The following is a 22,202-nucleotide window of genomic DNA, read 5'->3' as shown; positions in this document are numbered from 1 at the left end:
TCTGGATTGTGCTTTTCCTTTCTTTTTGTTCCCTTTAATTAGCCATAAACTGCTTGACGCCCTGCGACTTCGCTTATGTGTGATAAAGAAGTAATAGAAGTGTAAAAAATTTTGCCGTTCCTATCCGGCACATGAGGTATGTCGGATAGGTCGGGCGGTTAGGTGTCGGGCAGTTCTACCTTGCCGACAAAAGAATAATAGATTTCGATTTCCTGTCTGCGTAACTTGCCCCGGCGTTTCCCGTCAAGGGCAACGCTTTCATGGACAACGATTTTCTCCACAAACTCCCGCAGCAGAGTAGGGGTAAGTTCTTCAATGGTAGTGTGCCTGCGTACCACATTCATAAACTTTTCAGCGTTTGCGGTGGCTTCCTGCGCTTTGGAAAGTTCTTCCCGCAGTCTGGCGGCACGTTCTTTCAGTTCTTTCTGCTCGGCTTCATAGTCTGCCGACAGCTCTGTGAAACGCTCGTCCGATATGCGCCCGGTTACGCTGTCCTCATACAGCCGCTTGAAGATAGCAGATAACTCGGCTATGCGTTTCTCGGCGGCTTCCAGCTCCTTTTTCTTGGCGGCGTTCCTGCGTCTGTCCCCGTCCTCTTTCTGCTCGATTAAAAGCTTCATAAACCGGGCTTCATGCTTTGCCGCATAGCTGGTAACTTTCCGCAGATTGGAGAGTACGCCAGCGGTCAAAAGGTCGGTACGGATAAAGTGCGCCGTACAGTCGGCGGTGCGTTTCTTGTAGCTTCCGCAGATATAACAGTCCTGCTTGCGCTTGTCCGTCTGGTATCGCTGCTGGTACATCACGCTGCCGCAGTCGGCACAAAAGAGTATGCCGGAGAACAAGCCCACTTCGTCATAACGGTTGGGGCGTTTGCGCTGCTTGCGTAACTCCTGCACCCGTTCCCACGTTTCCCGGTCAATGATAGGCTCATGGTGGTTCTCAAAAACCGCCTGCTTTTCCGGGGGATTTTCTATGCTGTGTTTCAGCTTGTAGGACGGCTTCTCGGTCTTAAAGTTTACCAGACAGCCCGTATATTCCCGGTTTTCCAGCAGATGAACCACGGTATTGGTCGCCCACTTGCACTCATAGCCGGGGTGGTAGCGGCGGGTGCTTCCCGTCCTGCGGTATTCCAGTGTCCCCGGCGTGGGGATTTGCTGCTCGGTCAGCATACGGGCTATCTTGGTCGGACCGTTCCCGGCAAGGCAAAGGCTGTAAATCTGCCGTACCACCGGGGCGGCTTCCTCGTCAATGATGAAATTTTCGTCCTCGTCCATGAGGTAGCCATAGACGGGCTTGCTTGTGATGGGCTTTCCACTCATGCCCTTAGAGCGTTTTACTGCCTTGATTTTCTTGCTCGTATCTCTCACCAGCCATTCGTTAAAAATGTTCCGCAGCGGGGCAAAATCATTTTCCCCCTGTGCGCTGTCCACTCCGTCATTGATAGCGATGAAGCGGACACCTTTCTGTGGAAAAATCATTTCCGTATACATTCCCACCTGTAAGTAGTTTCGCCCTAACCTCGACATATCCTTGACGATAACTGTCCCGACTTTCCCGGCTTCAATGTCTGCAAGCATGGCTTGAAATCCGGGTCTTTGAAAGTTCGCCCCGGAATAACCGTCGTCGGTGTACCAGCGCAGATTAGAAAATCCATTCTGTTTGGCATAGGTTTCCAAAATCCTCTTTTGGTTGGAAATGGAATTGCTCTCGCCTTGCAGCTCGTCCTCATGGGACAGTCTTGGGTAAAGGGCGGTAATGAGTTGCTGGGTGGTCTGTCTTAACATAAATTCCTCCGTTTCCGACAGCCAGCCCCACTATTCCGTACCTTGATTGTACCACATGGGGCGGCTGTCTGTATAGCGGCAAAAGCGTCAAATCTGCTTCTTTACGGTCGGTAAAAATGACGGTTTTTCAATCAGGCTTATCACAGGTCAAATATCCGGCGGCGGCTTCTGCTTCCAGCACTTTCATCATCTTGTCAGCGGCGGTGTCGGTCGCCCCCTCCTTGAAAAAGCCAGACACCACAAGGATTGTGTTGCCTATCCTCGTTTCGGTCACGCAGTCCGGGCGGCGGGCAGGGCGTTTGTTTCTCTGGGTGTCGGTCATAGGCAAATCTCCTTTCCGGCAAGCAGCCGTTTCAGCTGTTCCATTTTCCCCTGTGCGGCGGCTTTCCTCAAATTCTCCCCGGTAAAGCAGAGAGGGGAACACATTTCAAGCAGGCGGTCATAAATGCGGGCGTGGGCGGTGTCCTCCGGGTGCTGCAATTCCTCCAGCGTGAGGTTGGTCGTCACAATCAGCGGCTTCCTGCTCCGGTAGCGGCTGTCAATCACGTTGTAGACCTGTTCCAGACCGTATTCTGTGCCACGCTCCATTCCAAAATCGTCAATGATGAGCAGGGGGAAGCTGCAAAGGCGGGAAATATATTCGTTCCTGCCCGCAAAGCTGGCGGCAAGGTCATTGAGTATCGTTGCAAAGTTTGTCATGCACACCGGGACTTCCTGCTCCATGAGGGCGTTTGCAATACACCCGGCAAAATAGCTTTTTCCAGTGCCTACCCTGCCCCACAAGAGCAGCCCGTAGTTCCCGTCCTTTATCTGTTCCCAGCGTTCCACATATCCGGCGGCGCTCTTCATCTGCGGGCAGCTTCCGTTATCGTTGTCAAATGTCCAGTCCTGCATGGTCTTGTCTGTAAAGCCCTGCCGTTTCAGTCGTTCCACCGTTTCAAGGTGGCTGCGCTGCTTCTCGGCGGCTTCCCGTTCCTTACGGGCTGCCCGCTGGCAGTCGCACTCTGACGGGTGGCGGTCACGCCCGAAAAAGGTCTTGCCCTCCGGGAAATAGGCTTCTTTGGGTTTCCGGCATTTGCCGCAGTATAAAAGCCCGTCCTCCCCGGTGTAATCCTCCGGCTCGGCTGTGGTGTCGGTCATAGGCAGTATGGTGTTGTGGATTGTATCGGTCATAGGCTTTCTCCCTCCTTGAATGAATAGTCCGGTATGCCTTTCTTTGGCTTCTCTTTGGCAGCGTCCTCCTGCGCCCACTTGTAAATGGTGGCTGCATGGTTCTGGTACTGCTTCCCAGTGGAAGCGATATGGCAGGAAAGGCGGTCAAGGTAATACTCCCACTTGCCGGGGAAGTCCTGTTCCAGCTCCATAAGTTCTGCGTCAGAAAGGAATACGTTTTTATATCTGCCATAAGCGGCGGGGGGCTGCCCCTCACTCGCTCTTTTTGTTTGGCTCTCTATTAGGTTGTTTATATTAGTTTGGTTAGGGGACGGTTTTCCGTCCGTCATAAGGTCAGTTTTCCGGCTGTCAGTTGGTCGGTTTCCCGCCCTTATGAGGGTCGGTTTTTTGTCCGTCAGTTGGTCGGAAAACTGTACCACTGGGATAGGCGGCACTTTCACATACAGACGGTTGGCGGCAGAAAAGCCCATCCGTCTGCGCTCCAGCAGCCCGGCAGCATCCAGTTCGTTCAGTGCGCCCTTTATGGTGGTGCAGCCTTTATCCAGCATTTCCGCTATCTCTGCTATGGGGTAGACAATGTATGTCCGTCCTTCGCTGTCCTGCCAGCCGTTCTTCTGCGAAAGGGTGGAGCGGTCTAACAGCAGCGCATATAGTAGCTTGGCGGTGTGGGATATGTCCATTTTCAGCAGGAAACGGGGGTAAGGCAGGTAAGCGGGCAGCTCCGTTTCTGCGGTCATATAATCAGCGATAGGGTTCACCTCCTTGTGGTGTCTGTCTGTGGGTTCTGTTACGCTTTTAGAGGGCGTTTTTAAGGGAAAAGGATAAATGTATCACGCACCCTTTGACACCCTCCTAAAAACCCTTGATTTATGCGGGTTTGAAATGCCCTAAAGCGTGACATTTCTCCCTTTGTTTCCGCTTCCGTCTGGCGGCGTTTATCCGCTTCATGCGTCCGGCGCAGTCCGGGCAGTATTTCCCCCGGTTGGATTTTGGGAAGAAGAACGCCCCGCAGACAGCGCAGCGTTTCCGGCTTCCCCGGCGCATGAGGGCGGCTTCCAGTGCTTCATTAAGGGGCAGGACAGCGGCAGTAAACCAGCGGCAGAGCAGCGAATAGCTGATACTCTGTACACACACGCAAGGCTCGCCGTCCTCCAACAGCAGGCAGTTCCCGCTGTCATAGTTGCAGCACTCATGCACAAGGCGGCGGGCTACACGGTACTGGCGGTAGTCCATGCGGGGGATATTACCGTTCATGGCTCTGCTCCTTTCTGCGCTGCGGCTCGCTCCGGCGTAAAATCTGGTCGATATTGCCCTTGACAGTCTGTAAGCGGCGGTATTCCTCCCGTTTTGCCCGGTAATCGTTGTAGCCGCTGTTTTTCTCTTTGATAAGGGTTTCAATCTCTGCTTGCAGGGCTTTATAGCTCGGCAGCTTGGAAATGCCGTTCTCCCTGAAATAGCGGGCGGCTGCGTCTGCTATGATAAAGTCGCTTTCGTGCTTCTGTCGGTAGGCTGCTTTTGCTTTGGCGTTTTTCTGCTGTTTCAGCCCGTCCCGGACAGGGCGGGTCTTGGAATAGGCAAGCACCTGCCGTTGCAGCTCCTTTTTCCCGTTCAGCGTCTTTTCCACCTGCTTCTGCTCTGTAAGGCTTTCCTGCATGGCGGCATAGGCGGCAGAACAGGCTTCGTCCAGTTCCTCCGGGGAGGAAAAGCCGTACTGCTGATAGGCGGTAACGGTAGCTGCCATCTGCTTTAGGTTGTGCTTTGCCGCCCAGCGGTCATAGCCCACGCCCTTGCCCTCGGCTCGCTTGGCTTCCCGGTCAACCATGCGCTGCAAGGTGTTGTCTGCCGGGGTGGTTTTTGTGGTTTTTTCCCCTTGTGACGGCTTTTTAACTGCGGCAGGGTATTCGGGTATGCCTTTGGTCTGTTCGGCGGCTCTGTGGGCGTTCTGCGTGAGCAGGGCAAGGACAGCAGCCTTGTCAAAATCGTCCCCCAGCTTCCGGGCTGTGATAGGCTTTGTCCTGTCCGGCGTGAGGTAGGAAAGCCGCCCCCGGCTCTCCTTGACGGTCACACCCTCCCGCAGCAAAAGGGAAGAAAACTCGTCAAAGCTGCCAGCTTGGGAAAGTGCCTGCCGTATCGTCCGGCGCAGCTTCGCCTTGTCCGTTTCAAACTTGGTGGGCTTGGTCGGCTGTCCTGCGGCTTCTCTGACAGCGTTCTCTTTATCAAGGGCAAGCTGCCCTTTCTTTGCCGCCCAGTATTCCCGTTCGGTTATCCGTTCCTTGCTGCCGTTCAAGAGGTCGATTTGGTAAAGCCCCTCCCGGTGGCACATCTCCATGACTTCGCTCTTGAAATATTCCATAGCGGCATTGGTGCAGCGGTGCTTGCAGCCCTCCCGTGTGTCGGCTGGTCTGTCCATGTAGGGCAGAAGCGGGACTTCGTAAATCCGCAGGGAGTTGATGACGATATGCACATGGATATTGCCGCTGTGGTTATGCCCGTCCGGGTGGGTGCAGACTAAGGCTTGGTGTCCGGGGAAATGCTCCTTGCAGAACTGCTCTCCCAGCTCCTGCGCCCGGTCTACGGTCAAGCCATTGTCTGTCCCGTCCCGTGGGTCAAAGCTGATGATATAGTGGTGGCTTTTCACATCTTCCCGTTTTTGGTTTTTCTCATAGCGGAGATTGGCTCGCATACAGGCAACAGCGAAATCCTCGCCCCCGCAGTTGAGGGAAGAAATGCGGTAATCCTCCCTCGGTATCAGCCGCCCGTTTTCATCAAGGGTGGGCTTCATGGTAAACTCGTCATGCTCAAATGTGAGATAGGCTTCCGCTGCGCCATAGTCGGCATTTTTAGAGCTGATATGTTTGAATGTTGCCAACAGCGTCACCCACTTTCTGCAAGACTTCAAACTTTAGGGCAGCAAGGTCGGAAACCGCCGCCCGTACCTCCCCGGCAAGCTGCGGGTAGGGGCTGTGCCACTCGTTCAGCGTCCGGGCTATCTGGTTTAAGTTGCCGCCGATCCTGCCGTATTCGGCGGTCAGCTTCCCGACAGCGGCAAGCAGCTCGTCGTTGACGGGGGAAACGGTTATGATGGGGCGTATGGCTGCCCCGGTTATAGCTTGCCGGATAAACTCGGCTTGGCTCATATTGCAAGCAGAAAGCCGCTGGGCAAACTCGGCGTATTCTTCCTCGGTCATGCGTGTTTTGACTACCCGGCTGCGGTGCGGTGTGTTGTATCGTTTCATAGGTGGTTGACCTCCTTTCTGTGTGTGGTGTCCTCTCACTAATAGGAGAAAAACAGGGTGTGAAGCGGAACTGTTTTTGAAAAATCCGAAAAAATATTTTGAGGGATTTTTAAGCGGCGTAAGCCGCATAAGCAGGGTTTGGGGAAGGCACTCCCCAACAAGATTCCCGCAGGGGCAAAATGAGCGAAAAGCGAATTTTGGCACCTCGGTAGAATCTTGCTCTAAGAAACTGCCGGACTGCCGTTCACTTGCTACTGCCACTTTTTCGGGAAATCTATAACCAGCTTTTTTATAAAAGGCTGCGGGCGGCGTTCTCCCCTTACTCCCTACAACACCGCAAAAAGCAAAAATGACGGACTTTCCGGCAAGAACTTTTCCGGCGGCTCGGTCTTTCCCGACAATAAGGCGTCTGGGAAGCTGTGTTTTGCCCGCTGTCTGAAAAAAACGGCAGCCTTTTTTGGCTTCACTGTCTAATACGGAACTTTTGGAAATTTGCCAAAAATGGACGCAAAAAAAGCAGCAAATCTTTTTCGGATTTACTGCTTCATGTGCCGCTGCGGTGCGGCGGGATGGATATTCAGTTGAAATAAAAGAGAATGGTGGTACTTTAGTCTATCGACTCTTTACTAACTATTAGGTAATCTTGAAAGATTTTCCTTGAATTTATCTAAAGAATGTTCATTGTTTCCCGCAAAAATAAGTGGAATTGTATATTCATATGATATGCCATTTTCATAGTCCGATAATTGTATTTTTATAGTATCATCCCTCTCATCTTTAGGTGCTATATATATGAATGAATTTTTATTTATATCAGATATTTTCCCTTTTTCAGAAGAAACAGTATAACCCCAGTCTGTTAAATTTGTCTTTATTGTAACTTCTGTTTCTGTTTCTTTTCTAGTCTGCAATGCTGTTTTATCGATTTGGATATCAAAAGGAGTCGAACCTAACAATTCACTGTTTATATTTACAAGTTCTTCTCCATTTGTTTTAGAAATATTAGATTCATCTTCATAATTTTGTTGAGATTCATCTTTTGGTGTTTCTCTGTTACATCCTAATAAAAAGCATAAAATAATTAGTACTAATACAGAAAGTTGTTTTTTTTGCATTTATTTCTCCTTTCATATTATCAAAGAAAGCACTGAGAGTACTTTCAAGAAATTTTGAAATATTCTCAATGCTTTCTATTTTTTGATTATAAACTTGCCGGTAATGATACTATGTTGATTTATCTCTTTCGCGTAACCTTTGTTGCAATATACACATGCACCATTCACCCATTTGTGAGACATTTCAATCGTCTCAACTTCATAAATGCTTACTTCTCCACAAATTAAACATTGTTTGTAATTATATACATGACGTGTCGCACATTTATCCCAGTCATCATATATACCAGGCATTTCATCTTCATATCCATAGTACTGGGGAGAACCCCAACTATGAGTATGAGCGGCAAATACAGTCATTGGAGCAGCTACAATTCCAGCTACTACTGAAAGTGCTAAAATAGATTTTCTTAAATTCATAAGTTCCTCCCTTTCCTTAAAAATACATAGCTCTTTGTTACATTGTCATTTTAACATAATAATTGGTAAAATGCAATAATTTATTTTCTATTTACGAGAAAATACTGTGCATATTATCTTATTTAGGAATAGTTAAGGCGGCTACCTAAATCTTTTTATTACTTTACCGCACATGAGCATTGCTGGCCGGGTTATCCTGACCGTAACCTTCCAGAAGGTTGATGCCGCCCCAAACACACAGCGCACCGCCGAGGCCCACAACGATAGTCTGCAAAGTAGTAACCGCACTATTGAAAAATTCCATAAATTTACCTCCATAAATTTCAGTTTGATATGATTGGTTGATAAGGGAAAACCGCCGGTCATTCGTTCACGGCGGCCATATCTTCATCCGACAGGTCGATGTCGTAGAGGTCAAAGGTTTCCTCCTGCGAAACCACCCGCTGCCGTTTCCGGCGCAGGGCGGTCAAGTACCTGTCCACGTCAAAATAGTTTTTCTTGTCGGCGTCGGAAAGGTATTTATAGCGGGGGTGACGGGTAATGTCGTATTTCTCACTGAAAAACGGCCTGACACCGCGCACCTGCAAAATACACTTGCCTCCGTCCATCGTTGCGATCTCGTCCTGTGACATCAACTCCTTTCCTAACTTCTGATAATTCAATCCGTGAGAGGTCTGTGCGCCCCGGTTTTCGCTCTGGTTGTAGCTGTCGATGGTTTCTTTGCCCAGCACGTCAGAGATTTCCTTGGCGTTTTTGCCCCGCCCACTAAGAAAAAGCGTACAGTCGCAGTTGTCGGAAATGATTTCCGCAGCGTCCTTGTAGATGGCCTTTAACTGTGACTGGCTTTGCAAAATAATTGAAGCCGAGATTTCCCGGCTTCGGATGGTGGCGATCAGCTTGTCAAAGTTGGGTATCTGGCCGATGTTCGCAAACTCGTCCAGTATCATGCGGACGTGAACCGGCAGCCGCCCGCCGTATTTATCATCGGCCCGGTCACAAAGCAGGTTGATAAGCTGGCTCTGTACCATTGCCAGAATGAAATTAAAGGTGGTGTCCGTGTCCGACATAATCAGGAAAAGCGCCGTTTTCTCGTCCCCGATGGTGTCAAGTTCCAGTTCGTCGTCCTCCATCAGTTCCCGCACCTCGCGGATGTCAAACGGGGCCATTCTCGCGCCTGCGCTGATAAGGATTGAGGAACGGGTCTTGCCCGCCGAAAGCAGGAATTTTTTATACTGACGGACGGCAAAATGGTCGGGGTCGCTTTCCTCCAATCGCTCAAACATCAAATCCACCGGCGATTGAAATTCCGGGTCGTCCTCGCGGGCTTCGCTGGCATTTATCATTTCAAGCAGCGTCGTGAAGTTCATTTCTTCCTCCGGCGCTTCCTGCCAGATATAGCCGATCAGGGCCGTGTAGAACAGCCGTTCCGATTTCACCCAAAAATCTTCGGCGGATTTTTCCCCCTCTCCCTTGGTATTACAAATCAGGGTGTTTACCAGCTTCAACACGTCTTTTTCCGAGTGCAGATACCGAAACGGGTTGTACTTCATGCTCTTGGAAAAGTTGATGGTGTTCAGCACTTTCACACGGTAGCCGCTGCGGATAAGGAGCTGGCCCACTTCACCGATCAGGCTGCCCTTGGGATCGGTTATCACAAAAGAGGTCGGATAGTCCTTGGACACACATTGCATCAGGTTTGGTTTTACGAAGAATCGGGTCTTGCCGGAGCCGGAACCGCCGATTACCAGAATATTTTTATTTCTTGCGGTTTTGGGGTCTTTCGGCCTGTTGTTCATGGTGATCCGTTCCGTCTGTGTCAGCAGAATATTGTTGTCAAAATTGGGGTCGATATAGGGGGCTATATCCTTGGGGCCGCCCCATCGGGCGCTGCCATATTCCACGCCTTTGCGGTATTTCTTGGCGTTCTTGCCTTTGCAGTACACCATAAGCCGCAGCGCCGCAGCACCGGCGACGCCGATCAGCAGGTCAAAGAGGTGGAAGCTGGGGGCAGCACTTTCAAAGGCCGCCGCGCAGCCGTCCGCAAAGTGCAGGAGCTTTTGGGAAAGGTCGATGCCCTCCGCCAGCCGGTACGCCTGCCCCAGCTTGCCGAACAGATAGACAAACAGCAGATAAGGCAGATTGGCGATTATCAGTTTTTTCATTTCCGGCTTCATCGTGACAGCCCCCTTTCTTTGAATTTTTCCTTGGCCCGGTCAGCGTTGCGGGCCGCTGCCTTTTCCTTGCTTGCGGCAATGTCCTTGCGGATCGAGGGCCGTTCCTCCCGCTGCAACTTCTTGGCCGTGAACTCCTTGAACGCCTGTTCCATGTTGTCGGCGTCCTTGGCCTTGAAAATCACGATGTAGTGCGGGGGCTGGGTGGTGGTGTCTTTCCGCAGCGTGAAGTCCACGCCGTATTTCTTGGCGCAGGGCTTAAACAGTCCAATGTTGGCGTCGGTGATCTCGATATTGGACAGGGCCGCCCCGTGCTTTTTGAGCTGCTTTAGGCTCTGCTGGCCGTGGTGCAGCTTGGTCTTGCCCTTGTTTTGGGTTTCCAGAAACTTACGGGCCGCCGCTTGCAGCACTTGGATTGTCAGCTTGGCCGATTTGATGGAAAAGGCTATTGTCTTTTGGGTTACTTCCTCCTGCAATCGCTATCCCTCCTTTCGCAGAAGTGCGGCGGCACGGTTAAGGTGGCACCGTCAGCCGCCGCAGAAAACAGAAAAGGGACAGCCGCTTGCGCCGGTTGTCCCCGATTAAATCCTCACCCGCAGGCCGGAAAGGTCGTCGGCACGGATGCCAACCAGATACCAGTTGGCCCCGTACTCAATGCGGGTGGGCTTCCACCTGCCGCCCACCATCACGTCAAAGGTTTCCCCACAGTGCAGGCCGCCGTAGTAGTCCGCCAGATCAAAGCGAATGTCGTAACGGTCGCTGCGCTCGTCGAAAATCAATGCACCCTGTTTCATAGAGCCGTCCTCCTTTCAGATTTTGCCGGTATTCATGTCATGGGCCACCAGCGCGGCATAGTAACCGTTGATCGTACTGGGCGCATTGAACAGCATAGCCAGCAGGTATTTCTTGATATTGCGGATTTCCGAAGTGTTCTTGCTCAAACAGTCAAAGACAAACTCGATGTGAGAGCTGTCCAGCTTCATAAACTTGGATTTCACCAGCTCTGCCGGGTAATCGTCCCCGGCAATGCGGATGGTCTTGCGGGCGCTGCATACAGTTTCCACCAGCAAGTCCACAATCTCGTCCAGTGTTTCCCGGTCAATGCCCTTGACGTGCTGGCAAAGGTGTTCGTACTCGATGTTGTCCATGATGATTTGACGATAAATCTCTATGGCGCTCTGTGATTTCGCTTCCGTTCCTTTCCGTTCCGGCGGCTGTGCCGCTTCGTCCTCCAAAGGAGAGGGTCGGGAAAGGATAGGAATGGGATCGGTAATTGATACATCAGTAATTGATTTTTCTTTACTTGATATATCTTTATTTAATTGCGTTGGTTTTCCCAACGTAGGCTTTTCCTGCGTTGGATTATCCAACATTGGATTTTCCAACGTAGGTGAATCCGGCACAGGCTGGGGCTGTTCATAGATCACATAGTCCGCGCCGCGCAAGCGCCCTTGGCTGTCGCGCTCACGGGATCGGACGATGTACCCGGCCTGTTCCAGCTCCCGGATTGCGGCCCGGATCGCGTCGATCTGCTCCCGGTTGATAAGGGATAAGCCTTTGAGCGTATAGTCCCAATCTTCCGGCAGGGAGAGCATTTGCGATAACAGGCCCTTGGCTTTCAGGGATAAGTCCTTGTTCCGCAGGTGGTGATTGGACATCACCGTGTAGCCCTTGTTACGCTCTACACGAAATACTGCCATGTTCTCAACTCCTTTCACTCGAAATGTCACCGCGTCGTAGGCGGTCAGCTTGCCCGGCTGGTAGGGACATTCCTCATACACACAAAACTGGTACTTCCAGTGCGGGCGGTAGAAACGGCAGGTGCCGCAGTCCTCCGGCGCTCCGGCCTCGCCGCTGTCAAAGTGGTCTGCGCCCGGCCTCGTCTGCATGAGCTGTTCAAAGGCCCGGTCGCTGCCGGAAGTAAAGTACATAGGCGGTCGCCTCCTTTCTGGTTTTGGGCGCAAAAAAAGCGGCGTCCTGATCTCCCCAAAGGGGAAAAGAGAACGCCGCTGTCTGCGGTGTCGTATTCAATTTTCGATGTGTCACTATTTGGGCGGTGGGCTTCACGGGAGGCAGAAGCGTGTCAAAGCTCAATCCGAAAGTAGTAAATCGGTAGTAAATTCAGTTCTTATATCCCGTGAAATGCCCGTATTTCCGGGCTTTTTGGAGATAATCAGAGTTGTTAATTGAAAAATCTGGAGGTGGAGAAAAAACACCTGTTGGAAGAGCTGTTTTATTTGATAAAGAGTATGTTGCTCTCTTTGCGAATTTTATGGATCGAATAAAAATAGATAAATCTTTAATTCGTCCTGAGTATGCTGTCTATTGGCTCAGTGCTTGGTATGGATGTAAGTGTTCTCCATATTACATCAGTCAAACAACTGGAATACAGAATATCAATTTATCTTTAATGTTGGCGAAGGAGCATATTTTCTATCCACCGTTACGGGAGCAAGATGGTATTGTCCTATACCTTGACTCTAAATGCGGTGAGCTTGATACGCTTGCCACGGACATTCAGGAACAGATTGATACGCTGGAGCAGGAAAAGCGTTCAATTATTTCAGAAGCGGTCACAGGAAAACTGATGGACAATGTAGAGCAGGCGGATAGTGGATTGAACTGGGCAAAACAATTACCAAAGCACTGGCATACGATTCCGTCCAAATATCTGTTCTATAATTCTGATCTTAGAAAGTTCCATGATGACGAGCAGCTAACAGCAAGCCAGAAGTATGGAATTATCACACAGAAACAGTATATGGAAAATGAACAGGCTCAGATTGTACTTGCTACGCAAGGATTGGATAAATGGAAACACGTTGAGCCGAATGATTTTATTATCAGCTTGAGAAGTTTCCAAGGCGGTCTTGAAATGAGCGAGATAACCGGCTGCATTACATGGCACTATGTCGTGTTGAAAGCAGCAAAACCGATTGTCCCTCGTTTCTACAAATGGCTGTTCAAATCTTCTGTTTACATTAACGCTTTGCAGGGAACCTGCAATTTCATTCGTGACGGGCAAGATTTGCGGTTTTCCAATTTTGCACAGGTTCCTCTGTTTGAACCTCCGCTTGAAGAACAAGAACAGATTGCAAATTTTCTCGATGTGAATTGCGGAGAAATTGATGCAATTATTGCAAAGAAAAAAGAACAGCTTTCTGTACTTGCTGATTACAAGAAATCACTCATTTATGAGTATGTGACCGGCAAAAAAGAGGTTCCGCTGGCTGTATCTGATATGGCAGTAGCATTTGATCCCCATATCATTATGCTGGGTATTGTCATTGATAAACTGGGTAAGGAAATTCGAGGAAAAATCCAGCTTCAGAAAATGCTTTATCTTATGGACGAGCATATTGGACTCAACCGTAGCACTCAATACTATCGGTACGCTCATGGGCCTTATGATCTGGAATTGGATCATTATGTAGAGATCTTAGTCAGCAACCATTGGTACGAACAGAAGCACCAGGGTGCTGATCTGCTTGTCCCAGGAAAAAATCACGCTGATTTTGTGAAAACCTATCACGATGCGTTCAGTGATCATCAGAAAGAAATCGACAAGCTGATTACATTCTTGAAACCGATGAAAACCAGTCAGGTTGAGCGTATTGCAACGCTGTATGCGGCATGGAATGATTTTATGATTGATGGAAATGTAGCACCTACTGACAGCCAGATCATTCATGAGGTAATGACAAACTGGACGAACAACAAAGCGAATACAAAGTATTCTACTTGGCAGGGAACTTTGGACAAGATGAAAAAGAACGGCATCATTCCCAAAGGATTAGGACTTCATACCCTTCCGAAGATGTAGAAGGAGGATGGCAATGAATAACATACTTTCAGAAAAAGAATATCAGAAATTCCTCCTTGAGCGTCTGGAGCAGGACAATGGTTATCTCATTCGCAAGTCATCCAACTATGACCGCTTGTTTGCAATGGATCGGGAGCTGCTGATACAGTTCCTGAATGCCACTCAGCCGGAGACAATGGATTATCTGCGTAAAATCTACAAGTATGATTTGGAGGATACCATTGTCGGCTTTATCAATGCGGAAACTACGAAGTCTCGTGGAAGTCTGATTGAGGTGTTGAAGCATGGAATTGAGATTTCCAACCAGAAGCTGGAACTGATGTATACTAAACCGGCTACCTCCTTCAATCAGGAACTGACAAGAAAATATGAGCAGAATATTTTCTCCGTTATGGAGGAAGTTTGGGCAAGCGACAAAGAGCGCATTGATCTGGTCATCTTCCTGAACGGTTTGGCAATTATGTCCTTTGAACTAAAATGTAATATCGCTGGACAGTCTTATCAGGATGCTATCTATCAATTCCGTACCGAACGCAATCCCAAAACCCGACTTTTTCTGTTCAAGGCTGGCACCATTGTCAACTTTGCAATGGATTTAGAAGAAGTCTATATGACCACAAAGCTGGCGGGGGGCTGCTACCTTCTTCCTACCTTTCAATATGGGTAATGGCGAAGGCGTAACTGCCGGTGCGGGCAACCCTGCTTTCCCGGATAAATATAGCGTGTCCTATATGTGGGAGGATATTCTAACTAAAGATACCGTGCTGGATTTAATCAGCAAGTTCGTTTTTGTCGAAGTCAAGGAAACTGAGGACGAGCAGACCGGTAAAATCAAGCGGTCAGAGAACCTGATTTTTCCCCGTTATCATCAGCTTGATGTGATTCGTAAGCTGCTGGCCGATGTGCATGAAAATCGGACAGCGCAGAACTATCTGATTCAGCACAGCGCCGGTTCGGGCAAGACAAACTCTATTGCATGGCTGGCTCATCGACTGACTTCTTTGCACGATGCAGAGAACAAGATTATTTTTGATAACATCATTATCGTGACAGACCGTGTTGTAGTTGATCGCCAGCTCCAGAAAGCCATTATGGGTATGGAGCATAAGGCTGGTCTGATTCGTGTAATGGATGATAAGTGCAATTCAACCGATTTGGCGATTGCCTTGAATAGCAATACCAAGATTATTGCAACAACAATCCAGAAATTCCCGTTTATCGTGGACAGCGTAAAGAATTTGAAGAACAAGCACTTTGCGGTCATTATTGATGAAGCCCATTCCTCCACCGCTGGCAAAGATATGGCGGCGGTGACAATGGCTCTTGGTTCCGGTGGGCAAGAAGTCGATGCTGATGTGGAAGATATGATTTCCTCAGAAATCAAGCGTAATGGCAAGCAAGCGAATGTGTCTATCTTTGCATTTACTGCCACCCCCAAGCCGACAACCATTCAGTTGTTTGGTCGCCTGAACACGAAAGGACAGAAAGAAGCGTTCCATGTTTATTCCATGAAACAGGCTATTGAGGAAGGCTTTATTCTAGATGTGCTTCAAAACTACACGGAATATTTGACATTCTACCAGATCAACAAAGAAATTGAGGATGACCCCCGTTGCAAAACAAATGAAGCAAAACGGCAGATTGCCCGTTTTGTTGAACTACATGATACGAATATTGCCCAACGTGTAGAAGTTATTGTTGAACACTTCCGTACAACCATTATGCAGGAATTGGGCGGTCAGGCCAAGGCGATGGTGATTACCGCTTCTCGTCAGGGTGCGGTAAAATACCGTCAGGCGTTTGAGGACTATACAAAGAAAAAAGGCTATGATGACATCAAGGCTCTGGTAGCCTTCTCCGGCAAGGTAAAACTGCCAGATGATGATAAAGAATATACGGAATCGGCTATGAATGGTTTCCCGGAAGAGCGTTTGCCGAAAGAGTTTGATTCTGAAGATTATCAGGTGCTTCTGGTCGCAAATAAGTATCAGACCGGCTTTGACCAGCCAAAGCTCTGTGCGATGTATGTACTGAAGAAGTTGAAAGGTGTGAATGCGGTACAGACTCTTTCTCGTCTGAATCGCATCTGTCCTCCGTATGATAAGAAAACCTTTGTACTTGATTTTGTAAATACCTATGACGAAATTAAGGCAGCGTTTGCTCCTTATTACACTACAACTCTGCTGGCTAACTCCGTGACTCCGAATGCGGTTTACGATTTGGAAGCGAAAATTGATGCTTATGCGATTCTTGATCCGGCAGATATTGAAGCTGCAAACGATATTCTATACATTCAGAAAGTTACCGGTAAGCAGAAACAACGTCTGACCTTCTTCCTGCAAAAGAGCAAAAAGCTGTTGGAACACTATGAGTACGAAACCCAACGGCAATCCGTGGCTGATATGCGAAGTTTCGTGCGATTCTATGAGTTCCTGCTTCAAGTATCCAGCTTCGAGGATACGGAGCTGCATAAAAAATACAATTATGTAGCTTATTTGTTGGCGTACATCAATATTAAGCATCCGGGTGGGGGCTTTAATTTGGACGAAAAAATTCGGGCTTCTAACTTCGTACAGAAAAAAGGCGAAGAACATAAAAAATCTGACCTTGTAGCTGACCCTGTTGTGAAGTTACCGACAGCGGAACATTTTGGTTTGACAGAAGATAAGGAAAAGCGGCTGTCAGAAATCATTGATGAAATCAACAGCCGTACCGGAAAGAACTATGACAATGATGTTGTTGTAAAAGCAATGCTTCAGATTCGGGATATTCTGATGAAGTCCGAAAAATTGAAAATCAGCGCAAAAAATAACACCCAAAAAGACTTTGAGTTTTCCTATTTTGATGATATTGACGATGCACTGATTGAAGGCTTGTCACAGAATCAGGACTTCTTCTCCCTTCTTCTGAACAACGACGAAATCAAGCGTCAAGTGCTGGGAATCTTTTCGGATGAGATTTATAAAAGCCTGAGGAATGCGTAATTGCATGGGGTCTGAAGTCAGCTATGAAACAAGATTTACGGAAAGTGACAGCGATAAAACGAAATGACCAGACAAGAAGTATTTGACTGGTGCAGGCAGCAATACGGCACAGAGCCGGACTATCCGTGGAATGACTGGAATGCTGTCCTGCGCCACACAGACAATAACAAGTGGTATGGCGTTGTCTTGGAAGTTGACTGCAGAAAACTTGGTTTGGCTGACGAGGGTATTATTGATATTTTGAATGTGAAGTGTGACCCTGTCATGATCGGTTCCCTCCGGATGCAGAGTGGCTTCTACCCGGCGTATCACATGAACAAAGATAAATGGATCAGCATAATGCTGGACAGGCCAGAAACGGACGAAACAATAAAAGACTTACTTTCCCTGAGTTATGAATTGACTAAGGGGAAATCGAAAAAACATTGAATCATAGAATGGAGGGCTTGGGACTATGGACAACAGAATATTTCTTTGCATAGATCTCAAGTCCTTCTATGCTTCTGTGGAATGTATCGAGCGTGGGCTTGACTCCATGACCACAAATTTGCTTGTGGCAGATGCTTCCCGAACAGAAAAGACCATCTGCCTTGCAGTCTCCCCCTCTTTGAAAGCCTATGGTATTTCAGGCCGTGCCAGACTGTTTGAAGCGGTACAGCAGGTCAAAAAAGCAAATGCAGAGCGCTTGAAAAAAGCACCGGGACATACATTTACCGGAATATCAAGTAATGCAATAGAGCTGGCTGCACATCCTGAATTGGAGCTGTCCTACATTACAGCGGTTCCGAGAATGGCTCATTACATGGAGCATAGCACAAGAATTTATAATATCTACCTCAAGTATATCGCTCCAGAGGACATCCTTGTTTACTCCATTGACGAGGTGTTTATTGACCTCACCCACTATCTATCTTCTTCTGGTTTGAATGCTCGTGAATTTGCAAAACGGATGATTCAGGATGTTTTGGAAACGACCGGCATAACCGCAACAGCCGGTATTGGTACAAATATGTACCTTGCCAAAGTTGCTATGGACATCGTTGCGAAACATATACCGGCGGATGAAAACGGTGTTCGCATAGCCGAACTGGACGAAATGAGCTATCGACGTCAACTGTGGAATCACCGTCCCCTCACCGACTTTTGGAGAGTTGGTCGGGGATACGCAAAGAAACTTGAAGAAGTCGGTTTATTTACAATGGGCGATATTGCCCGCTGTTCGGTGGGAAAATCGAACGAATATTACAATGAGGATTTGCTTTACAAGTTATTCGGCATCAATGCCGAACTGCTGATAGATCATGCCTGGGGCTGGGAGCCGTGCACGATTGCGGAAGTGAAGCAATATAAGCCAGAAAATAATAGCGTCGGCTCCGGGCAGGTGCTGCATTGCCCCTATGATTTTGAAAAAGCAAGACTGGTTGTTCGAGAGATGATTGATCTTCTTGTGCTGGATTTGGTGGACAAGGGATTGGTTACTGACCAGATTGTGTTGACAGTTGGCTATGATATTGAAAATCTGTCTGACCCTGTGCATCGCAAGGCATATAAAGGTCAAATAACTACTGACCGTTATGGGCGGCAAGTGCCAAAACACGCACATGGAACTGCCAATATCGGCAGATATACTTCCTCTACCCGCTTGGTAACAGATGCGGTTTTGGAACTATATGACCGGATTGTAGATAAATCTCTTTTGGTACGCAGACTCAACATATCCGTAAATCATGTGATTTGTGAAGCAGATGTGCCGAAAGAAAACAAAGTGGAGCAACTGGACTTATTCACTGATTATGCCGCTTTAGAGAATGAAAAAGAGAAAGAAGATGCTGCGCTGGAGCGTGAAAAGAAAATGCAACAGGCAGTATTGATGATAAAGAAAAAATTTGGAAAGAACGCCATTTTGAAGGGAATGAATCTTCAGGAAGGTGCAACCGCTAAAGACCGCAATGCACAGATTGGCGGTCATAAAGCATAGCGAAAAGAGGGATACGATGTACGATATTGAAAAGGCAAAGCAATACGCATGGGAACAGGCCGACTGGATTGCTCACAGCAACGGATACTTTCTGATGAAAGACTGCGTTTTCTTCTATCACAAGGGGAACGTGGTTTTTGACCCTTGGAATGATGTGGACGGAAACGCTGTTGACGATCCTTTCTCCTTCTATGGCAAAGACAAGATGGATGAGTTTTGCAGACGGATTCTTGCGAAAAAAGAAGGTTCCACTCCGTCCAGTATGGTTTCTGTCGATAGCAAGATTCTTGACTTTCTGAAGATGCTCTACTTTGGCGTAACGGATAACCCCTTTGAAGCTGCCAGCAGGAGCGCATATACGGATATGTGCAGAACGATTCGATTTAATGGCAAGAATGGGGATATGTTGAGAAAAGCGGTAGATGCGCTTTTGGAAGAAAGAATCTCTGAGCTTGTTGCCGTGAATGATGCTGAGGATTTTACAAAATGGCACCACTCCATTTGCGAAGAAATTGTTTCGATGTATGAATCGGAAGGAATCGAGTTTTATATTGGACAAGCGCAGAAATGGGTCAATATGACTTTGAAATACTTGTATGTGCTGGTTCCTGATGTTGTAGAACCGTTTTACCGTTTTTTACATATTCCGCTGGACAACTACATCATCGACATTGCGAAGAAGCAGTATGGCATCCCTTCTCTGCCCTGCGCATGGAGCAGAATATCGGATTATCAGGATTATCTTGATTATGAGGAAATGCTGATGGAAGTGATTGATGAGGTGCCTTTGGATTGGGAGTTTGCAAAATGGGTTGAATCGGCTCGCAAGCAGAAAGTCGAGAAAGGCAGATAGTTTTCAGGAGGTGCGCTATGCAGATACATTACTTTCAGCGATACCATTCAAAAGAGAATGTGGATACATCCAACACCATGTTGATGCTTTCCCGTTTATATAATTATAATGCAGATAAATTCTTCTCTATGTTGAATAGCCTTATTCTCGGAGAGGATGAAAGTCCTGAAATTACATTTGACTTGCAGGTTGCTGGTGACGAAAGCGTTCCGGATGCTGTAATCAGCCAAAAGAGCTTTAAGATCGTTGTCGAGACAAAGCTCTATAATCAGTTCGATAAGCAGCAGCTTGTAAATCATCTGGAGCAGTTTGGCGCAGAGGACATCAAGGTTCTGCTGACTATCGACCCCAGACCAATGAAGCAGCAGTTATTTGATGAAATGACTGTTGAACTGAAAAAGTATAACAGCGAAAACATGGAGCGCCTGATCCACCCGATTAAGCACGTTAATCTGACTTTTGAACAGCTTGTGGAGGCGATGGAAGATATTATTGATGACAGAGACACGGAGATTATTTCTGTGTTGGATGATTTCAAAAAATATTGTTTTGATGAAAAGCTGATACCGGATGGTCATAAGTGGATGCGAGCGATTGTGGCAGGAACAACGTTCCAGGACAACATGGATTTGAATTTATTCTACGATCAGGAATCCCGAAAGTTTTCAGAGCATGGATATATTGGACTTTACAAAGATAAGAGCATCCGTGCGGTCGGCAAGCTGAAAAAGACTATCATTGCGGCTGAAGTTGAGGGAAAAATGACATACCGGGCAGAAAGCGGCGAAGCGCCAACACCGGATGAGATCTGCCGCATTAACAAAGCAATCCACCGTGCAGAGGACTACGGCTATAACCTCCGCACGATCAGTCACAGATATTTTATGGTCGAGAAGTTCTACCCGATTGACTTTAGAAAAAGCAGCAAGAATCCCATTCAGAAAAGTAAGTTTTTTAACCTTGCGGATATGTTTGGATACAAAACGATACCTGATACCGAAAAGATTGCAGCTGATCTAAACGGCAGAACTTGGGAGGAGTTTTAATTGTTTTCAGGAGGTGACTGCAATGGAATATTTGAAGCAAGTCCATGATTTCGCCACAAAATGGGTTGATAAATTCAGAGATCAAAAAATCAACTACATAGAGCTTGTAGATCACTACATGGCTGATGACTGTGAAGCTCTTGGGTTTCAAATGGATTGCGGTCACGCATTTTCGGAGAAGTACGGGAATGCTGCGAGCAAATACGATGAATTGAATCGAGTTATTGACGAGATAACAGACATCAGTTTGCTTGGCTCTGCAATCTACTCACAATGGCGATACTTCAACCACTGGGCGTATGATGCCGCTTCCATTTTGGAGTTCGAGAATCGTTCCTGGTTTATTTTGGCACTGAGCCGTCTGGCGGTGCTTTCCGGCGAGAACCCTTTTGTATTCACCGGTGAGTTGAAGAAAATTCGTATTGTTTCTAATCGCCTTGGCTTTGGTCCATGCCCGGAACCGGATGAAGAAGTCGAGCAACACATTACTCTCAATTCGGAAGGACGTGTGTGGTTTTCGGCGTATGTGTTCGGACAGCGCCGTGATGGGCATTATGAAAAGGCCAGAACACAAAAGCTGAAAGTTGATAAAGCTGTTGCAGAAAGAATTATGTCCGCATTTTCAGCATATTTCAGCAACGAATATACAGAGGTATTTGCAACAGACATCGGTGACTGGAATATGGAGCTTACGAATACGGAGGGCAAGACCTATAAATTTCGTGGTTCCTTGTGTTCCGAGTTTGTAGTTCAAGGTGTCGACCTTTCAGACTTACTCCGTCACAGTCTGGATATGCCTGATTTGTATGTTTTTGATGGGAATAACAAGCCAGACATTGTAAATCGGATCGAAGTGTTCTATCACCGCATCACAAAGATAAAACCGAAGGAACCAATCTCGGAGCATACAGAATATGCCGTTTGGGATTATACAGAATCATTGATCGTAGACAGAAACAGTGAAAGCATTGAACACATCCAGAATATCGGCACGGGTTGTACTGTCACTCGCAGGTACAAAGTAGAAGGCGGTATTGAGAGCCTGCTCGATGATTTGGACATAGACACCTTGTTTGAACACATTGAAGGAAATCCGCCTGATGTCGTTGAAAATCCGCTTGAAAGCAAAGACTACACCATCAAGGTGGTCACCAAAAAGGGCGAAGAAAAAGTAATCCAGGGAACCTACGATAAGAAAGGTTTACCGGATGATTGGGCTGAGTTTATGGAGTCGGTGTTTGATTTTATGACCTTCTACGGTTGGGGCGAAATTATGAACCCATCCGGCTATGGAAAGGTGCGGCGGTGTGGCAACGACATCATCTATTGCAGTGTGACCTTTGATGAAGGATATAAGAGCTATTATTACATAGCCGATGACGACTCAATCGAGGTTGGCGATTATGTGATTGTTCCTGCCGGTAAAGATAACCATGAAGCTGTTGTTGAAGTGGTGAAGAAAGAATATTTTGCGGCGGACGCAGTACCGCTACCAATGGAAAAGACAAAGCATATTATCCGGAAATGTACGGAAGATGATTTGGATTTACCTAAAGAATAATGCAAATCGTTAAGGAAAGAATCGAAGGTGGTGCAAACGAAAAAGCAGCTCCAAAATC

General features: G+C 47.6%; 22 protein-coding genes. 8 read left to right on the top strand and 14 right to left on the bottom strand.

Annotated features, from left to right (window positions below):
• Window positions 1-158 precede the first annotated feature (158 nt).
• The 14 genes from LIZ87_RS19470 to LIZ87_RS19405 form a co-directional block, all read right to left on the bottom strand.
• Window positions 159-1,784 carry a recombinase family protein gene (locus tag LIZ87_RS19470; RefSeq protein ID WP_227148885.1) on the bottom strand — a complete coding sequence of 542 codons (1,626 nt, stop codon included), beginning with the start codon at window positions 1,782-1,784 and terminating at the stop codon, window positions 159-161.
• Between the two features lie 127 nt (window positions 1,785-1,911).
• Window positions 1,912-2,106, bottom strand: a complete 195-nt coding sequence (locus LIZ87_RS19465) for a transposon-encoded TnpW family protein (protein WP_002594231.1) — start codon at window positions 2,104-2,106, stop codon at window positions 1,912-1,914.
• Complete coding sequence (locus tag LIZ87_RS19460; RefSeq protein ID WP_002596493.1) at window positions 2,103-2,957, bottom strand: ATP-binding protein; 855 nt, start codon at window positions 2,955-2,957, stop codon at window positions 2,103-2,105. The genes LIZ87_RS19465 and LIZ87_RS19460 overlap by 4 nt, the downstream gene beginning before the upstream one ends.
• A complete protein-coding gene (locus LIZ87_RS19455) occupies window positions 2,954-3,694 on the bottom strand; it encodes a replication initiator protein A (RefSeq protein ID WP_002596494.1) in 741 nt (246 codons plus the stop codon). The genes LIZ87_RS19460 and LIZ87_RS19455 overlap by 4 nt, the downstream gene beginning before the upstream one ends.
• A gap of 130 nt (window positions 3,695-3,824) precedes the next feature.
• A complete protein-coding gene (locus LIZ87_RS19450; protein ID WP_002596495.1) occupies window positions 3,825-4,211 on the bottom strand; it encodes a cysteine-rich VLP domain-containing protein in 387 nt (128 codons plus the stop codon).
• The gene (locus tag LIZ87_RS19445; protein WP_002596496.1) at window positions 4,201-5,826 is read right to left on the bottom strand and encodes a relaxase/mobilization nuclease domain-containing protein; all 1,626 of its coding nucleotides are present in this window, start codon (window positions 5,824-5,826) and stop codon (window positions 4,201-4,203) included. The genes LIZ87_RS19450 and LIZ87_RS19445 overlap by 11 nt, the downstream gene beginning before the upstream one ends.
• Window positions 5,798-6,322 (bottom strand): plasmid mobilization protein, encoded by a 525-nt coding sequence (locus LIZ87_RS19440; protein ID WP_330371120.1) that lies wholly within the window; start codon window positions 6,320-6,322, stop codon window positions 5,798-5,800. The genes LIZ87_RS19445 and LIZ87_RS19440 overlap by 29 nt, the downstream gene beginning before the upstream one ends.
• Before the next feature lie 497 nt (window positions 6,323-6,819).
• On the bottom strand, window positions 6,820-7,308 hold the full coding sequence (locus LIZ87_RS19435) for a hypothetical protein (protein WP_002569239.1): 489 nt from the start codon (window positions 7,306-7,308) through the stop codon (window positions 6,820-6,822).
• A 75-nt stretch (window positions 7,309-7,383) separates the two neighbouring features.
• Window positions 7,384-7,728 (bottom strand): desmoglein-4, encoded by a 345-nt coding sequence (locus LIZ87_RS19430; RefSeq protein WP_227148884.1) that lies wholly within the window; start codon window positions 7,726-7,728, stop codon window positions 7,384-7,386.
• A 163-nt stretch (window positions 7,729-7,891) separates the two neighbouring features.
• A complete protein-coding gene (locus tag LIZ87_RS19425) occupies window positions 7,892-8,032 on the bottom strand; it encodes a Maff2 family mobile element protein (RefSeq protein WP_091132270.1) in 141 nt (46 codons plus the stop codon).
• A 58-nt stretch (window positions 8,033-8,090) separates the two neighbouring features.
• Complete coding sequence (locus LIZ87_RS19420) at window positions 8,091-9,902, bottom strand: VirD4-like conjugal transfer protein, CD1115 family (RefSeq protein ID WP_069154510.1); 1,812 nt, start codon at window positions 9,900-9,902, stop codon at window positions 8,091-8,093.
• A complete protein-coding gene (locus LIZ87_RS19415; protein ID WP_069154511.1) occupies window positions 9,899-10,375 on the bottom strand; it encodes a PcfB family protein in 477 nt (158 codons plus the stop codon). Before LIZ87_RS19415 ends, LIZ87_RS19420 begins: the two co-directional genes overlap by 4 nt.
• A 105-nt stretch (window positions 10,376-10,480) precedes the next feature.
• The gene (locus LIZ87_RS19410; protein ID WP_002574007.1) at window positions 10,481-10,693 is read right to left on the bottom strand and encodes a DUF5348 domain-containing protein; all 213 of its coding nucleotides are present in this window, start codon (window positions 10,691-10,693) and stop codon (window positions 10,481-10,483) included.
• A 15-nt stretch (window positions 10,694-10,708) separates the two neighbouring features.
• Window positions 10,709-11,599 (bottom strand): DUF6017 domain-containing protein, encoded by an 891-nt coding sequence (locus LIZ87_RS19405; RefSeq protein WP_130870521.1) that lies wholly within the window; start codon window positions 11,597-11,599, stop codon window positions 10,709-10,711.
• Between the two features lie 479 nt (window positions 11,600-12,078).
• Here LIZ87_RS19405 and LIZ87_RS19400 point away from each other — a divergent pair, with 479 nt between their 5' ends.
• From LIZ87_RS19400 to LIZ87_RS19365, 8 genes are all read left to right on the top strand, one after another.
• Window positions 12,079-13,722, top strand: coding sequence for a hypothetical protein (locus tag LIZ87_RS19400; protein WP_227148883.1), 1,644 nt, complete (start codon window positions 12,079-12,081; stop codon window positions 13,720-13,722).
• A gap of 13 nt (window positions 13,723-13,735) precedes the next feature.
• On the top strand, window positions 13,736-14,389 hold the full coding sequence (locus LIZ87_RS19395) for a type I restriction endonuclease (RefSeq protein ID WP_227148882.1): 654 nt from the start codon (window positions 13,736-13,738) through the stop codon (window positions 14,387-14,389).
• Window positions 14,382-16,706, top strand: a complete 2,325-nt coding sequence (locus LIZ87_RS19390; RefSeq protein WP_227148881.1) for a DEAD/DEAH box helicase family protein — start codon at window positions 14,382-14,384, stop codon at window positions 16,704-16,706. The genes LIZ87_RS19395 and LIZ87_RS19390 overlap by 8 nt, the downstream gene beginning before the upstream one ends.
• 63 nt (window positions 16,707-16,769) lie before the next feature.
• On the top strand, window positions 16,770-17,135 hold the full coding sequence (locus LIZ87_RS19385) for an MmcQ/YjbR family DNA-binding protein (RefSeq protein WP_227148880.1): 366 nt from the start codon (window positions 16,770-16,772) through the stop codon (window positions 17,133-17,135).
• A gap of 25 nt (window positions 17,136-17,160) precedes the next feature.
• The gene (locus tag LIZ87_RS19380) at window positions 17,161-18,684 is read left to right on the top strand and encodes a Y-family DNA polymerase (RefSeq protein WP_227148879.1); all 1,524 of its coding nucleotides are present in this window, start codon (window positions 17,161-17,163) and stop codon (window positions 18,682-18,684) included.
• A gap of 16 nt (window positions 18,685-18,700) precedes the next feature.
• Window positions 18,701-19,537, top strand: coding sequence for a hypothetical protein (locus LIZ87_RS19375; RefSeq protein ID WP_227148878.1), 837 nt, complete (start codon window positions 18,701-18,703; stop codon window positions 19,535-19,537).
• Window positions 19,538-19,596: 59 nt separating this feature from the next.
• Complete coding sequence (locus tag LIZ87_RS19370) at window positions 19,597-20,583, top strand: hypothetical protein (RefSeq protein WP_227148877.1); 987 nt, start codon at window positions 19,597-19,599, stop codon at window positions 20,581-20,583.
• A gap of 22 nt (window positions 20,584-20,605) precedes the next feature.
• Window positions 20,606-22,144: a hypothetical protein gene (locus LIZ87_RS19365; protein WP_227148876.1), complete on the top strand. Its 1,539-nt coding sequence runs from the start codon at window positions 20,606-20,608 to the stop codon at window positions 22,142-22,144.
• The last annotated feature ends 58 nt before the right edge of the window (window positions 22,145-22,202 follow it).

It is taken from the genome of Lacrimispora sp. 210928-DFI.3.58, from assembly GCF_020554865.1.
Lineage (GTDB): Bacteria > Bacillota > Clostridia > Lachnospirales > Lachnospiraceae > Enterocloster.
The sequence above is the reverse complement of the archived record's forward strand: the minus strand, read 5'-3'. Positions and strand labels throughout refer to the sequence as shown.

Excerpts from the sequence above, each read along its gene's own strand:
- LIZ87_RS19450 (WP_002596495.1), bottom strand. The coding sequence starts at position 4,211 with ATGAACGGTAATATCCCCCGCATGGACTACCGCCAGTACCGTGTAGCC.
- LIZ87_RS19395 (WP_227148882.1), top strand. The coding sequence starts at position 13,736 with ATGAATAACATACTTTCAGAAAAAGAATATCAGAAATTCCTCCTTGAG.
- LIZ87_RS19380 (WP_227148879.1), top strand. The coding sequence starts at position 17,161 with ATGGACAACAGAATATTTCTTTGCATAGATCTCAAGTCCTTCTATGCT.
- LIZ87_RS19390 (WP_227148881.1), top strand. The coding sequence starts at position 14,382 with ATGGGTAATGGCGAAGGCGTAACTGCCGGTGCGGGCAACCCTGCTTTC.
- LIZ87_RS19365 (WP_227148876.1), top strand. The coding sequence starts at position 20,606 with ATGGAATATTTGAAGCAAGTCCATGATTTCGCCACAAAATGGGTTGAT.
- LIZ87_RS19410 (WP_002574007.1), bottom strand. The coding sequence starts at position 10,693 with ATGAAACAGGGTGCATTGATTTTCGACGAGCGCAGCGACCGTTACGAC.
- LIZ87_RS19385 (WP_227148880.1), top strand. The coding sequence starts at position 16,770 with ATGACCAGACAAGAAGTATTTGACTGGTGCAGGCAGCAATACGGCACA.
- LIZ87_RS19440 (WP_330371120.1), bottom strand. The coding sequence starts at position 6,322 with ATGCGGCTTACGCCGCTTAAAAATCCCTCAAAATATTTTTTCGGATTT.
- LIZ87_RS19455 (WP_002596494.1), bottom strand. The coding sequence starts at position 3,694 with ATGACCGCAGAAACGGAGCTGCCCGCTTACCTGCCTTACCCCCGTTTC.
- LIZ87_RS19465 (WP_002594231.1), bottom strand. The coding sequence starts at position 2,106 with ATGACCGACACCCAGAGAAACAAACGCCCTGCCCGCCGCCCGGACTGC.
- LIZ87_RS19375 (WP_227148878.1), top strand. The coding sequence starts at position 18,701 with ATGTACGATATTGAAAAGGCAAAGCAATACGCATGGGAACAGGCCGAC.
- LIZ87_RS19435 (WP_002569239.1), bottom strand. The coding sequence starts at position 7,308 with ATGCAAAAAAAACAACTTTCTGTATTAGTACTAATTATTTTATGCTTT.
- LIZ87_RS19405 (WP_130870521.1), bottom strand. The coding sequence starts at position 11,599 with ATGGCAGTATTTCGTGTAGAGCGTAACAAGGGCTACACGGTGATGTCC.
- LIZ87_RS19460 (WP_002596493.1), bottom strand. The coding sequence starts at position 2,957 with ATGACCGATACAATCCACAACACCATACTGCCTATGACCGACACCACA.
- LIZ87_RS19470 (WP_227148885.1), bottom strand. The coding sequence starts at position 1,784 with ATGTTAAGACAGACCACCCAGCAACTCATTACCGCCCTTTACCCAAGA.
- LIZ87_RS19420 (WP_069154510.1), bottom strand. The coding sequence starts at position 9,902 with ATGAAGCCGGAAATGAAAAAACTGATAATCGCCAATCTGCCTTATCTG.
- LIZ87_RS19425 (WP_091132270.1), bottom strand. The coding sequence starts at position 8,032 with ATGGAATTTTTCAATAGTGCGGTTACTACTTTGCAGACTATCGTTGTG.
- LIZ87_RS19430 (WP_227148884.1), bottom strand. The coding sequence starts at position 7,728 with ATGAATTTAAGAAAATCTATTTTAGCACTTTCAGTAGTAGCTGGAATT.